The organism is Paenibacillus sp. BIHB 4019 (genome assembly GCF_002741035.1).
Taxonomy (GTDB): Bacteria; Bacillota; Bacilli; order Paenibacillales; family Paenibacillaceae; genus Pristimantibacillus.
The window spans coordinates 1,297,507-1,312,882 of the sequence record NZ_CP016808.1 but is presented as its reverse complement, the minus strand read 5'-3'; the positions used below and the strand labels follow the sequence as shown (position 1 = coordinate 1,312,882).

At 47.2% G+C, this 15,376-nt stretch carries 7 protein-coding genes and 1 pseudogene; 4 read left to right on the top strand and 4 right to left on the bottom strand.

Annotated elements, in window-relative coordinates; all coding sequences use genetic code 11:
• Window position 1 precedes the first annotated feature (1 nt).
• Window positions 2-1,045 (top strand): NAD(P)/FAD-dependent oxidoreductase, encoded by a 1,044-nt coding sequence (locus BBD42_RS05510; RefSeq protein WP_099517345.1) that lies wholly within the window; start codon window positions 2-4, stop codon window positions 1,043-1,045.
• Window positions 1,046-1,131: 86 nt separating this feature from the next.
• Here BBD42_RS05510 and BBD42_RS05505 read toward each other — a convergent pair whose 3' ends face one another.
• On the bottom strand, window positions 1,132-2,613 hold the full coding sequence (locus BBD42_RS05505; RefSeq protein WP_099517344.1) for a methyl-accepting chemotaxis protein: 1,482 nt from the start codon (window positions 2,611-2,613) through the stop codon (window positions 1,132-1,134).
• Between the two features lie 47 nt (window positions 2,614-2,660).
• Window positions 2,661-3,233: a GNAT family N-acetyltransferase gene (locus BBD42_RS05500; RefSeq protein ID WP_099517343.1), complete on the bottom strand. Its 573-nt coding sequence runs from the start codon at window positions 3,231-3,233 to the stop codon at window positions 2,661-2,663.
• Window positions 3,234-3,682: 449 nt separating this feature from the next.
• Between BBD42_RS05500 and BBD42_RS05495 the strand changes: the two genes are divergently transcribed.
• From BBD42_RS05495 to BBD42_RS05490, 3 genes and pseudogenes are all read left to right on the top strand, one after another.
• Window positions 3,683-5,629 (top strand): ABC transporter substrate-binding protein, encoded by a 1,947-nt coding sequence (locus BBD42_RS05495; RefSeq protein ID WP_099517342.1) that lies wholly within the window; start codon window positions 3,683-3,685, stop codon window positions 5,627-5,629.
• Between the two features lie 167 nt (window positions 5,630-5,796).
• Window positions 5,797-6,156: pseudogene (locus BBD42_RS32800) on the top strand (stalk domain-containing protein); the annotation flags it as partial.
• A 27-nt stretch (window positions 6,157-6,183) separates the two neighbouring features.
• Window positions 6,184-7,629: a thermonuclease family protein gene (locus BBD42_RS05490; protein WP_237163381.1), complete on the top strand. Its 1,446-nt coding sequence runs from the start codon at window positions 6,184-6,186 to the stop codon at window positions 7,627-7,629.
• Window positions 7,630-7,934: 305 nt separating this feature from the next.
• On the opposite strand, the gene BBD42_RS05485 is transcribed toward BBD42_RS05490, so the two are convergent.
• Together BBD42_RS05485 and BBD42_RS32155 are read right to left on the bottom strand one after the other, a co-directional pair.
• Window positions 7,935-9,893, bottom strand: a complete 1,959-nt coding sequence (locus BBD42_RS05485; protein WP_099517340.1) for an AraC family transcriptional regulator — start codon at window positions 9,891-9,893, stop codon at window positions 7,935-7,937.
• A 170-nt stretch (window positions 9,894-10,063) separates the two neighbouring features.
• Window positions 10,064-15,283 (bottom strand): S-layer homology domain-containing protein, encoded by a 5,220-nt coding sequence (locus tag BBD42_RS32155; RefSeq protein WP_237163380.1) that lies wholly within the window; start codon window positions 15,281-15,283, stop codon window positions 10,064-10,066.
• Window positions 15,284-15,376: the final 93 nt, after the last annotated feature.

The window sequence follows — 15,376 nt, the reverse complement described above, 5'->3', positions numbered from 1 at the left end:
AGTGACACAATCCACAGAGTTATACGATGTAACGATAATCGGCGGGGGCCCGGCTGGCATGTACGCGGCCTTCTATAGCGGTATGCGCGATATGAAGACAAAGCTGATTGAAGCCAAGGAAGAGCTTGGTGGAACGATGCTGATTTATCCGGAAAAAATGATTTGGGATGTTGGCGGAGTGACGCCGATCCTATGCAGGCAATTGATTGCGCAGCTGGCACAGCAAGCGCGAACTTTCGATCCGACCCTTGTATTTGGACAGCAGATTGTCGGTCTGGATCGATTGGAGGACGGAACCTTTCTCCTTACAGCGGAATCGGGAGAGACGCATTGGACGAAAACGGTCATTCTCACGATCGGCTACGGCATTCTGAAAATGTCGAAGCTCGATATTGAAGGAGCAGATCGTTATGAGGTGAGCAATCTCCATTACACGGTGCAGGAGCTTGAACCATTTCGTGGCAAGCATGTTCTGATATCCGGCGGCGGGGATTCGGCGGTAGACTGGGCAAATGAGCTGGAGCAGTTGGCGGCCAGCGTTACGATTATACACCGCCGCGAGCAATTTGGCGGACATGAGAAAAATGTTGTGCGGATGAGACAGTCCATGGTTAATGTTAAAACGCCATATGCGGTTACTCAGCTGCATAGCAAGGATGGTAAAGCAATCCATCAGGTGACTATCAGTCAGGTGGAAAGCGGAGAGACAGAAACGTTGGACGTAGATGCCGTAATTGTAAATCATGGCTTGAAGAGTGATTGTGGAGCTATTCGTGAATGGGGATTGGATATTGGCGTTCGTAGAGTAAAGGTAAGCAGCAAGCTGGCTACGAATATACCGGGTGTTTTTGCTGCCGGAGATTTTGTAGATTACGAATCAAAGCTTTATTTAATTGCCGGAGCGTTTACCGATGCGGCCTTTGCCGTGAACAGCGCCAAGCTGTATATGGAGCCAAAAGCCGACGAGGTTGCTTATGTATCCTCGCATAATAGCAAGTTCAGAGAAAAAAATCTGGCGCTTGGTGTTCGGGAAGAAGACGCGTAAGAAGGGAGAGTGCTCCGTTGGGTAAAGTGGGCAGAAGCCGAATCATCGGCTTTGCCTACACTATTACGGTTACTTCTCATATCAGCCTACTGCTTTGCTACCATCGCCTTAAGCTCTGACAACAACTGATCTAGCTGGCCGTACTCCTGCACCATCGCATGGATCTTCACATCCTGCGTCTCCATGCTAGCATGTACCTCTTCAACGGAAGCCATGTTCTGTTCAGTCGTAGCCGCAATATTGACCATCTCATCGGCCATGCTTGCATAACGCTCATGCAGATCACCCGCAGAACTGCCTACTGTATCAGAGTGCTGCCTCACGAGCTCCATATTTTCGCTGATGCGATCAATAAGCTGCTGTACCTGGCGTGAAACATCCCTGCTGGTTGTCGCTGCTGCTTGTCCGCTTGTTACCTGCAGGTGAACGGCGCTGATTTGCGAACGAATGCCGGATAAAATCGTCGTAATTTCTTGTGTCGCAGCTCTTGAATTATCAGCAAGCTTTCGTACCTCGTCGGATACGACTGCAAAGCCTTTGCCATGCTCGCCTGCCCGTGCTGCTTCAATGGCGGCATTAAGCGCCAGCAGATTCGTTTGCTCTGCAATATCGCCGATCGTTCCGACAATCGAGCTTACCCGATCATTTTGCTCATTAAGCTGGTTCATCATGTCGACTGTATGCAGGATGATCGCTCTAACACGCTCAATCTCCTCTGATAATGCAGCCATTTGATCCCGATTTTCCACGGTCAACGCAGCATTGTCCGCTGAATATTGTCGCAGCATTTCCGTTCCATCAAGCAAGCGCTTGACGGCTGTGTCTATGATCTGCGTCGTATCGCTAATATTCATAATGGTTCCCGTCTGGGTCTCAATGGCAGCCGACATGGCCGAGAAGGTCATCGTCACCTCCTTGGAGATTTCTCCGGTTGAACGAACCGTCGCTTGCTGGCTGCTGCTGAATTCGGTAAGCACTAGAATCGAGGATTCCAGCTTGGTAAGCAGCGCCTCCGCCATATCCTTGGAGGCTACTGCCTCGCGCTGCTTGTCTGTGACCTGCTTCTGCAGCCGCTGGGTGAAGCTGGCCGAGAATGCCAGAGCCCCTGTTGCAAACATTAAATACAAATACAAATAGGCGAGTGATTCTCCGGGGAATAGCTTAGGCTGAAGCACAGGATTCATAAATAAATAGGTGCTCAGCGCTGCTCCCAGTATGCCTGTGAAAACAATAGGCCGATAATCGGCGTACAAGGTAATGATTGCGAGATTAACATAAACAATAAGATAAGTGCTTACGACTGGATTCGGATCGGAAATGATAAGAAAGGAGACAACTAGCGTTAAAATGCACGGAACCATATACTTAATATAGTCTGTAAGGATGCCTCTATAAGTCATAAAAGTGACGATAGCACTCGTTACACCTCCAACGGAGGCAAGAAAAAAAATCATATTTTTATCCAGACCGATGACAATATCTGTGGCCACTCCCAGCACGAGCACGCCCCAAAGAATTTTGATTAACAATCGGTTCCGCTTATCAAGCTCCGTTAGTACTCTCTTCATACGTAAATCCACCTTTTTATAAGTTGTACAGCTAAGCCGATTCAGTTCTAGACGCTTGCGTTGCTAGCATGTGCAGAGAAAGCGGCCTGCTGCGAATAGGAAAGCCAAGCATATTTTTGTTTATTCGAATAAATCTGCTCCACATTTAATACCATTGGAACCACATAATCTCCTTTATAAAACACCTTCTCTCCAAGCCTCTCTAGCGGCACCTTGAAAGTAACCCGCAATGCTCTTAAAAATACAGGCTCCAGCAACGAAACATAATATTTGATCTGCCGTTCCTCCGCCGTATAGACAAGGGAGGAGAGCAGCTCAGATATGTATTGTTGCCCACGATACGGTTTTAATAAGGCTATTTTGTCAATTTCCGCGATTTTTCCCTGTGCGCATATCAGCTCCGGGTGCTCCTGAAAGATTCCGGCTTCGTTAATCGTGCTTGCAGCACTATACGGCTTAATCTCAGCCGTGCCTACATAATGTCCCTCCATCGTGACAATCATAAGTCGCTCAAGTGCTTGAGCGGAAAACTCAAGATCAAATCCTTTTTCCCTCCAGACAGTTGTCCAAACACCATTAAACATCGCTAGCTCCAGTTCATTCTCCACTCGCTTAAACATACGTATGGTCTCCTTTGGTTTTTTTAAATATAAGAATGTATAAGCTTCATACTTATTCATTCTTATATTTCAGCGCGAAACAGTAGCCTTGCTGCCAGAGGGCAGCTTTAGCCGTTTACGCTTGTCTCTATCCCAAGTTTTTATGTATGTAGTATATTTATCGGGATAATTAACTAAATAATGTACATGAAACAGATAATTATTTGCTTTTCGCCTGCCTAAAAAATGTATCCGTTTTATATTTATAATTTCTTTACAAATCGAGGATTTCACAATGGATCGGCTTGCTAAATCCTTAATGAAAATGGAGCATTGAAACCATATTTAAGTTATTGAAAACCCAATCGGCAAAAAGAAAAGCAATAGGGCTGACGTACTTGCTGCTTGGATGTTATCCTTTATAATAAAGGATGCAGTTTCAGCATTTATTTTCGTTTCGAGGTGTTTTTATGGAATGGCAGGAGATTATCCAATTATGGAACCAAAGGCCTGTTCAAGTGCTGGATATTCGCCATCTTACGTTGAAGCCGGGAGAGACGCGGTTAGCCTATCGGCTTCCTGCAAACGCTTTTGTATATGCCAATCAAGGCAATGCGAGGCTGGTAATGGAGGAGCTAGAAGCTCCTTGCGATAATGGCTATTTGCTGCATAGTGGAAAAGGCGCCAACCTGAGCATATGGTGTGGGGATGAGCCGTTTGACTATTATTTAATTTTGTATAAACCGCTGGCCATGATAGGCAATCAAGTAAGGCATGGTGATCTAGAGCAGCAGGATGTGTTCGGGAGGCGCTATGCCTTTGAGGTGATGCATGCTATGTCGCTGCTGTCGTTGCTGGAGCAGATGTCTCAGCTTTGGGCAAGCAGCGAGGAGCTGGATCGGCTGCAGGTAACGGGAGTATTCTACCAATTCGTGGTGGAACAGTTTCGCCAACTGCAAATGGTGAAAGCTGAAGCAGCAGTACCAGATTTACCAGAGCAAATCGCTGAGTACATTCACGAGTATTTTCATAAAACGGTAACGATGGAAACGATGGCTGGGAAGTTCCATTACAGCACGCATTATCTAGCAAGGGTGTTTAAGCGCAAATTCGGCTGCAGCCCTATGGAATATTTGATGCAAACTCGGATCAATCGAGCCAAATATCTGCTCACGGAGACGGATACGCCGATTCGCAGCCTTGTTGAAAAGGTGGGCTATACCGATATTTATTATTTCAGCCGCCTGTTTAAGAAGCTGACAGGTGTAACTCCTACACAGTTTAAAAAGCTTAATTTGGGCTCAATAGGTTCAATTCGTCCAAAAATGATGCCCGAATCGCACATTGCCCCTCAAGCTGGACAAAGCTATATTGGTAACAGCGAGAATGATTATCAATATAGCGCTTGGAGAGTGAATGAAATGAGGTTAGGTTTTAAGCCATCTTTTGCCGTAACATTATTATTTAGCTTGTCGCTGCTGCTCGCTGCATGTGGCGGTACAGCTGCAGAGCCGCAGCAGAGCGCACAAGGAAGCAATGCTCAGCCAGCTGCAACTGCTACGGCTGATACAGCAGCGGAATCACCAGCAGCAACGACAAGAATGTATAAGGATGCACTTGGACGTGAGGTGGAAATTCCATCGAGCCCTAGCAAAGTGGTTGTTATCACTTATGGCGGTTATTTGCTGCCGCTTGGCATACAACCGGTTGGGGTTGATCAGGCGGTGCTTGATCATTATCCAGAAGAGCTGGCAGGCGTTGCTAGCATTGGTGAAGGGCTTGGCAATGTCGAGGCCGTTTCTGCGCTCGAGCCGGATTTGATTATTTTGCCGGAATACCATGACGCAGCTGCGTACACCCAGTTTGAAAAGATCGCGCCAACGGTAGCTGTCTCATGGGGCGGCGATCCAGATATCATCAATACGCTGCGGGACATGGGCGATATTATGAACCGCAAGCAAGAGGCGGAAGCGTGGATTACGAAATTTGAAGCGAAGCTGCAAAGCGTCCGCGATCAGCTTGAAGTAAAAGTGACGCCAGGCGAAACGGCTATCACCTTTATTCTTTACCAAGGAGAGCTATTTCTTGGAGGCGAAGGCGGTACGCTTGGCAAATTAATTTATGAGGATTTCGGCTACCAAATGCCGGAGCAGTTCAAGCAATATTCGGATGGCGGAGCCGCACTTTCCATGGAATCGCTAGCGGATCGCCCAGCCGACTATTTCTTCACGCAAATGACCGACGAGGAACTGGTCGGCATGAATAAGCTGTTCCAGGAGCCGCTATACCAATCCATCCCTGCGATCAAAAATAATCGGATTATCAACGTAACCCGCGATAAATGGAACTTCGGCCCTTATTTGGCGGAGCAAGCGGTTGATGAGATGATTGAGAAGGTAGCCCAGCTGCAGAAATAAGCACCTTGCTTTAGGAAAATCGTTGATAGATTTTATCTCAAATGCAAAACAGCCTCGGCATTCTGCCGAAGGCTGTTTTTTTTATAAGCTGTATCTATATCAGCTGTTACATTATGCCGATAATCACAATATTATATGAAGCGGATAATAGGGGATGAGAGAAGTATATGAAGAAGATAGTCGTATTGGTAATAGGATTTTTATGCTTAGGCTTGCTGGCTCCAGCAGCTTACGGTGCAAAAGATACACGAGAAATAAAGATATTGCTTGATGGAGTTCCTCTTATCTCTGAAACTGCTCCTGCTCTGCAAAAAGGAAGTGTAATGGTACCAGCGGAAATGATCTTTGAAGCGCTCGGGGCGGAGCTTGTTTGGTACAACGGTTATAAAATATTTATCGCTTCCAAAGCTGATCAAATATTGTCATACCAGATGGGGGAACAACAGGCCTTTATTAACGAGGATCCTGTATCGCTTACGCTGCCAGGGGAATGGGTAGACGGATCAGCGATGTTTCCTGTACGGATTGCGGCGGAGGCTTTTGGAGCCAAGCTGATGTGGGATAAAACGAATCTTACGCTGCAAATACAATCCGCTCCAAAGATAGATGCTGAGATTGTTGAGGTTTTTGATGGCCTGTATGTGGCATTAAAATATATAAATACGGAGCAGGAGTTGGTCACCGAACAAGTCCGGCTTTCGGGGCTTTCTCCCATTCGAAATAGTATGGAGGCAACGGAATATTTAAAGGCTATGCTGCCAATCGGTACAAAGGTTAAGGTAGATTTTCGAAGTGGGCGGGATAGTAATAAGAATCTGTGGGCTTTGGTATATAAGGACGATGGGACGATTGTTAACCAAGAGCTGGTGAGCCGAGGGTACGCTAAAAGCTCTTTAGTTAATGAAGATCCCTACCTGAAAGCACAGCTTCTACCTCTCCAAGAGGAAGCGCACACGAAAAAGCTGGGGATTTGGTCCAATACAGAGCCCTTCATAACCGATTCAATTAAAACGGCAAGTATATATGGAGAAATTGCGCTTGTAACAGCAGGCGGGCAGTTATGGACATGGGGGGAATATTATGAGAAACCTATGAAAATATTAGAAAATATTAAACAGGTCAAGCTGGATGGCGACCTTGGTATTGCTTTGAAAAATGACGGAACAGTCTGGGTGTGGGGATTTAATAATGCAGGCGGTTGGGGCAATGGCTTGAAAAAATATGAGGTGACCCGCATTCCCCAGCAAGTGGAGGGGCTAGAGAAAATATCAGCTATAGAAAATCATAATTCGGCTGTCATGGCAATAAATGATTTAGGAGAAGTATATGCTTGGGGGTCAAACTTCAATGGGAAATTGGGAGAGGAATACGATATCAATAAGATTATCCACCCAAGCCCTGTTAAGTTGCCGTGGAGCAATGTGAAAGAGGTTAAAATCGGATTTACCTTTACAGCTGTATTGAAAAATGATGGTACGGTGTGGAAGACGAATCCTGACAGCTCCGAGCTTATTCATATTAAAGAGCTTTCCGATATTACCAGCATTGAAATGAACAATACAGCCGTACTCGCTATTAAGAAAGATGGCACGGTGTGGGGGTGGGATGAGCTGCGAGAAAGTATTTTTGGAAGCAGCTATTATTTTGCCAAGTCACCAAAGCAGATTGAAGGTTTAAGCCGTATCGTGAAAACTGTAGCTGGAAAATATCATTTTTTTGCAATTGATGATAAGGGAGCTTTATATGGTTGGGGAGAAAATATCGCCGGAGAGCTTGGTATGCTCTCGATTGGCGAGGCGGTGGAGAAACCAACGAAAATTACGGATTTGTCTCCGGTAAGAGACGTATTCGCGGATACTAGCAAAACCCTATTTTTAAAACAAGATGGGACGTTATGGGGAGTCGGGCATAGTCCGTACTTTATTTTTGGCGAGAACTATAAGAAAGGTTGGATGGATGATCTGAATTACAGTGAGTTAACGCAAATTAAGCTTCAATAATAGTTCAGTGTGGAGCAAGCCACGATAGTTTCATATGAGCCGAATAAAGCAAAAGTATATTATGTTTCTACGGTGAAAAATAGTGAAGGGACGACGAAAGAATTTACTCGGCGCTATGAGTTGCAGGATGTAAGTAAAGCAACTGATGGCAATTGGTACTGGGAGCCCGGTAGCTCTACCATGGTTCATTCGGAGCTTGTCACATAAAATAAAAAAACACAGCAAGGCACATTTCGCGCCGTTGCTGTGTTTTTTTTATGGAGCAAATATTTCACCCCATTACCTATTTTCTAAACGCCATTAAATTATGATTTCGTACTTACAAGCCAATCAGCAAGCTCTTCCGTTTGGGTCAGGATAGCAATCGGGTCCCAGTACCAGGAACGCTCTTTGCTCCAAATAAATACCCGGTTATTTTTGACGGCGTCAAGAGATCTCCAGATCGGGTCTGCTTTGAGATCGTCGATGGACTGCCTGTCGGTCGTGAGCACGATATAATCCCCGGCATATTTAGGCAATACCTCATTAGATAGGGTTGCCCAGCCTGGATCGCCTATCTCAGCAGCTACTTCAGCAGGAGGCTTAAAGCTAAATACATTGTAAATGGGCTGTCCGCCTTTGCCATAGTTGGCGCCGACCGCCGAAACGTCTTTCCCGATCCATTCCAAGACGGAGAACGTGCTTTCTGCCGGAATGACCTCAAGCACTTTTTGTTTCGCTGTTGCGATACGGCTATCATAGTCGGCAAGCCATGCGGTTGCTTCCTGCTCCTTGCCCAGCAGCTCGCCAAAATAGGAAACTTCCTCATGTACCGATTTAAGCGAAGCATAAGGGATAATAACAGTGGGTGCGATTTTGCTTAGCTGATCATTCATTTCAGTATACATGTCATCCATAATGATCAGATCTGGCTCTATCGAAAGAATTTTCTCTAGACTGCCGTTACCGTCTCCCAAATCCTCTACCTCCTTTAAAGCATCGCTTAAATAAGGATTTGAAAGATGGTGAGAGGAGGTACCAACCGGAATCACACCGAGTGCCAGCAGGCTTCCTAAATATTCTCCAGCCACTACGCGTTTCGGATGCAGCGGAACTTCAACATCGCCCATAATGGTCGATACGATTTTGGTTCCTTCTTGCTCAGGCACGGGGCTAGCCGTTGCTTGAGGCGTACTGCTCGGTTCTGTAGAGCTTGCTGCTCCAGCAGCAGCATTATTGCTAGACGCTTGTGTTCCGCAAGCGTTGAGAAGCAGCATAAAGCTGAGTAGTAATACCGCCGCCATGGACGGCTTTAATTCTCTAAACATAATAGACTCTCCCTCTTTGCTCCGTTGATAATCGTTATCAGCTACATTAGTATAGCGGAGCGTTTTTGGAGGGGCAATGGAGGATCTCATGATTGTAGAAGGACAATCTTCTACCCGTTTATTTGCAGAATGCTCCGCTCTGAATAGGGAGGGAGAGACGCCTTTATATTTTTTAAACAGCCTGCCTAAATAATAGGGGTCGCGATAGCCGACGCCAGCCGCTATTTCGCTTAACGTGGCATCGGTTTCAAGCAGCAGAGCAGCAGCCCTGTCAATGCGGACTTTGATCAAATAATCAATGGGGCTAACACCCGTCCGGCTTTTAAAATAGGAGGATAAATGAGGGACGCTGTAATTCAGGCTTTCGGATAAAGACTCAAGGGTGATGGGCTCGGCATATTGCTTCTGAATAATAGCAATGATTTGCGCGGCTAAATCGCGCTTTTCTGAATAAGTGCCCTGTACTTTCAATTGATTTAAAAGTTCGTGGACGAACTGGAAAAGCAGGTTTTTGGCATGCAGCTGTCCAAGTGCCTCCGCCTTGTTCCATTCCTTGTACATGTCGGTCAAGCAGCGGTATAAAACGACAGGATGGGCAGGCGCAAATTCATATAGCGTGTGAAAAGGGCGCAGCCGTTCAGCAAGCTGAATAATGGGCTGCGGCGCAGGCTGCGGAATCGTCGCTTTATAAAAAACACTATAATATTCAAGGCCGTCCTCACTAGCCTGAAAATCAATGGCTGCTCCTTTACCGATATGCAAAATCTTAAAACGGTTTAAATGATGCAATTCCCCGTTGACTTGTACCTGTGCGCTTCCACGAATACACATAATAAACAGGCTGGCAGGCGCTTTATAGGGGCGAGTGGCTTCTCCCGCTTTCACAACAATGCGGCGAACATCCAGCAGTTTGCAATAGGTATAATTCCATATCACGATATGATCATGTACGTTCATCCTCTGAAACCTGCTTTCTCAATAAATGCCGAGCTGCTTAATGCTTATACATTCAATTATAATGGACAGCTCTTAGGATCAACAACCAGCGGTGCCGCAAAATAGAAAAGGGCTGCCCTTAAGTCATCGTGGATGACTTGGATGGCAGCCCTTTGTCAGTCTAATTTTAATTATTGAATCAGATTCGATTTTTGCAGCAGTCTTTGCATAATGGCGGCGACCTCAGCTCTGGTAATAAAAGCTTTAGGAGCCAGCTCGGTGCTGGTTCTTCCAGTTACGATGCCTGCTAGCACGCTGTCGGCTATGCCATTTTTCGCCCATTCAGCAGCATTCGCTGCATCTTTATAAGGAAGAAGAGTTTGTGCTGCCGCCTCATTCGCAAGCTGGGCTTTCAAATTCGTCAGCGTCATGGCTTTGGCGATAATGACCATCGCTTGTTCCCGTGTTATTTTATCGTTCGGACGGAACGTGCCATCTTCAAATCCATCGATTAAATGATAGGCATAAGCGGTATGAATGGCGGAGCTGTACCAATCCGAAGCGGATACATCTGAAAATGAAGCTGTACCGTTTTCAAGCCGCAAGCCTAGTCCACGGACGATTACGGCCGCAAACTCTGCGCGAGTAATGTCGCGATTGGGATTAAAGAGGCCATTTTCATTTCCTTCAATAATCATTCGCGAGCCCATATCGTTGACTGCCTTTTTCGCCCAATGCTGCGTGACATCGCTAAACTCAAAAGGATACCAAACAATCGCATACGTACTGTTGGTTAGGCTATTTACTTGTGCAAAATAGGTTCCATTCTCTTGGACGACCTTTGTCGGCACATGGCGCACCGTTCCATCCGGCTCAACGACAACTCCCGTTGTAATTTTGTTCGGGTCAATGCCGCTCGGTATAGCGATTGAGCGCTGTACATAAGTATTGAATTTGGTAAGCTCAAAGGCTTTATTGCCGTAGATGCCTTTGACAGTAAACTCAATGGCAGGAGCGGCGAGCGTGAGTCCTTCTTTAGCCACAGCATTGTTTACTACATTTTTCATATCAGCTGTTGGCGTGGATATTGTAATTTGAATTTTAATGTCCTGCAAAGATAGGGCATTGCCTAGCTGGGCAGAAACAAAGCTGCTGTTGATTTGCAAAACGGGAATTTTGTAGGATGCACGATCTGTTCTGATTTCAAGAGTCGCTTGATAATCTTCCATCGTTTTAAGCATCTGGCCATTAATTTCACCGATAATGACATCAGATTGGCTGCTTACCGGAATCGTGACGACAGCAAACTTGCCTTCCTCAGCAAGTTTTTGCTCCAGACTTTTTTGATCAACTATAATGGTCGTGGTAGAACGGTTGTTGATGATGCTAGTGATGGAAGTGCCGATATTTTCAACCTTTCCATTGATCCATACTTCAACACCGTTACGGGTAGTTGTCGAATCTGTTGGCTGTACAGCAGTTGAAGATCCACCGCTGCCACTATTGCTAGTTGAAGTAAATGGCGTGACCGCATTAGAGACAGTAGAAGCTGTGCTTTCGCCAGCAGCGTTAAGCGCCTTGACGGTAAAAGTATAGCTCGTACCATTTGTTAAGCCCGTAATGGTGATAGGGCTGGCTGTTCCAGTAACCGTTGCGTTTCCTGGGGAAACGGTTATTTGATACGCTGTTATTAAGCTCCCGCCGTTGTCTGCTGGGGCGGTGAAGGAAACAGTTGCCTGCCCATTCCCTGCTGCTGCGGTGACGTTCGTTGGAGCTGTGGCAACGGTAGCTGGAGTCGTGCTTGCTTCATTGGAAGGAAGGCTCAAGCCGCCTGTACCGCCTGCTTTTACAACAAAGTAATAAGCTGTGCCGTTGCTTAGATTTTGCACAATTGTGCTAGTGCCTGTCACTGTTGCGATAGGGGTATTGCTGTACTGCCCGGAAGCATTTGCTATAAAAATATCGTAATAGCTCGCACCTGCTGAAGGGCTCCAATTCAAGGTGACTTGTTGATCGCCGCCTAGGACAACAAGATTTTGCGGTTGATCAGGTGCGATTAGTGCATTAACCGTTACGCCAGCTGCATTGCTTGTAACTGTAGCGGCCTGATTGCCCGTCGCGCTGCTGTCTGTGTTTGTGATGACAACGTAGTAGTAAGTCGAACCTGCGCTGGAAGTTGGTGCTGAATAAGAAGCGCTAGTCGCACCGCCGATAGGCGTACCGCCCACGTTGCTGTTGGTTGAATTGCTATACCACTGATAGCTCAGTATTGCATCGCCACTAGCCGCGATGCTCAGGTTCGCACTGTCGCCTACGTTCACAGTTTTATCCGTTGGCTCAGTATCGATAGTAGGAGTGGATGCGTTGGTTAATGCATTCACGGTTACGGTTGCTACATTGCTAGTAGCCGTAGCAGTCTGGTTCCCTGTAGCACTGCTGTCTGTATTGGTCACGACAACGTAGTAGTAAGTCGTGCCCGCGCTGGAAGTTGGTGCTGAGTAAGAAGTGCTAGTCGCACCGCCGATAGGCGTACCGCCAACCGTGCTGTTGGTTGAATTGCTGTACCACTGATAGCTCAGTGTTGCATCGCCACTAGCCGCGATGCTCAGGTTCGCACTGTCGCCTACGTTCACAGTTTTATCCGTTGGCTCAGTATCGATAGTAGGAGTGGATGCGTTGGTTAATGCATTCACGGTTACGGTTGCTACATTGCTAGTAGCCGTAGCAGTCTGGTTCCCTGTAGCACTGCTGTCTGTATTGGTCACGACAACGTAGTAGTAAGTCGTGCCCGCGCTGGAAGTTGGTGCTGAGTAAGAAGCGCTAGTCGCACCGCCGATAGGCGTACCGCCAACCGTGCTGTTGGTTGAATTGCTGTACCACTGATAGCTCAGTGTTGCATCGCCACTAGCCGCGATGCTCAGGTTCGCACTGTCGCCCACGTTCACAGTTTTATCCGTTGGCTCAGTATCGATAGTAGGAGCGGGAGCGTTGGTTAACGCATTCACGGTTACGGTTGCAACATTACTGGTAGCCGTAGCGGTTTGGTTCCCTGTAGCACTGCTGTCCGTATTGGTCACGACAACGTAGTAGTAAATCGTGCCCGCGCTGGAAGTTGGCGCTGAGTAAGAAGCGCTAGTTGCACCGCCGATAGGCGTCCCGCCCACGTTGCCGTTAGTTGAATTGCTATACCACTGATAGCTAAGCGTCGCGCTGCCGCTAGCCGCGATGCTCAGGTTCGCGCTGTCGCCCACGTTCACAGTCTTATCCGTTGGCTCAGTATCGATAGTAGGAGTGGAAGCGTTGGTTAATGCATTCACAGTTACGGTAGAAACATTACTGGTAGCCGTAGCGATTGGGTTACCCGTCGCGCTGCTGTCTGTGTTTGTGATGACAACATAGTAGTAAGTCGTACCTGCGCTGGAAGTTGGCGCTGAGTAAGAAGCGCTGGTTGCACCGCCGATAGGCGTCCCGCCCACGTTGCTGTTAGTTGAATTGCTATACCACTGATAGCTCAGTGTTGCATCGCTGCTAGCTGCCACGCTCAGGTTTGCGCTGCCGCCTACGTTTACGTTTTTATCCGTTGGTTCTGTATTGATAGTAGGAGTGGAAGCGTTGGTTAACGCATTCACGGTTACGATTGCAACATTACTGGTAACCGCAGCAGTCTGGTTTCCTGTTGCACTGCTGTCCGTATTGGTCACGACAACGTAGTAGTAAGTCGTACCTGCACTAGAAGTTGGAGCTGAATACGAAGCGCTAGTCGCCCCGCCGATAAGTGTCCCGCCAACGTTGCTGTTCGTCGAATTACTGTACCATTGGTAGCTAAGCGTCGCGCTGCCGCTAGCCGCGACACTCAGGCTTGCACTGCCGCCCACGTTCACGGTCTTATCAGTCGGCTGAGTGCCAATAGTTGGAGTTGCAGCATGAGTAAGAGCATTCACGGTAACCTTAGCTGCATTACTAGTAGTCGTAGCAGTCTGGTTCCCTGTAGCACTGCTGTCCGTATTGGTCACGACAACGTAGTAGTAAGTCGTACCTGCACTAGAAGTTGGAGCTGAATACGAAGCGCTAGTCGCACCGCCGATAAGTGTCCCGCCAACGTTGCTGTTCGTCGAATTACTGTACCATTGGTAGCTAAGCGTCGCGCTGCCGCTAGCCGCGACACTCAGGCTTGCACTGCCGCCCACGTTCACGGTCTTATCAGTCGGCTGAGTGCCAATAGTTGGAGTTACAGCATGAGTAAGAGCGTTCACGGTAACCTTAGCTGCATTGCTGGTAGCCGTAGCAGTCTGATTGCCTGATGCGCTGCTGTCTGTATTAGTTACGACAACATAATAGTAAGTCGTGCCTGCACTAGAAGTTGGTGCTGAATAAGAAGCGCTAGTCGCACCGCCAATAAGCGTCCCGCCAACGTTGCTGTTCGTCGAATTACTGTACCATTGGTAGCTAAGCGTCGCGCTGCCGCTAGCCGCGACACTCAGGCTTGCACTGCCGCCCACGTTCACGGTCTTATCAGTCGGCTGAGTGCCAATAGTTGGAGTTACAGCATGAGTAAGAGCGTTCACGGTAACCTTAGCTGCATTGCTGGTAGCCGTAGCAGTCTGATTGCCTGATGCGCTGCTGTCTGTATTCGTTACGACAACATAATAGTAAGTCGTGCCTGCACTAGAAGTTGGTGCTGAATAAGAAGCGCTAGTCGCACCGCCAATAAGCGTCCCGCCAACGTTGCTGTTCGTCGAATTACTGTACCATTGGTAGCTAAGCGTCGCGCTGCCGTTAGCCGCGACACTCAGGCTTGCACTGCCGCCCACGTTCACGGTCTTATCAGTCGGCTGAGTGCCAATCGTTGGCGCAGCCGCATTAGTGATGATTGGTTCATTGATTTGAATATTATTAATACCATGCCAGGTTGGGCCTGTTGAATAGAGAAGCACCTTATCAACATTGTAAAAAGCTGATCCTAATATCACTGTTTTCGAATCGTAATAATTCACTAATTCATCTGTAATAAATGAAGTATTTCCCACTTCCGTTCCATTACGATAGCCTACTACAGTAATAGAAGCAGATCCGCCCCAATTAGAGTAAAAAAATTCCTTCAACCGAAACTCGGCTCCGTCAGAAGATTGTATCCCCATGCCTTTCCAACCGCTAGCTATATTAGAAGCATAACTAGTCAAAGCATAGAAAGAGTCATTTTGCTCAGTATCACCATGTATCAGCTTTTCTGGAATAATTGTGCCGCTCGTATCGCTGATATTGTAAAACTGCATATTAATACCTGCGATATTGGCAGATCCACCCTCGCCGTCTTCGGCAATACCGTCGTTCCACGCCGTTGCTTCATTCGTGGTAAACGTGACAGTTGTGGGTGTGATGGCAGCAGCAGCCACGTCTATGAATCGATTCATAGAAAAACTGCTAGAAAGAACGACTGTTAAGCTTAATAAAATCATAAAAGCCTTCTTGAGATGTTTAACCGAGCGTAAAATATGGATCACTCC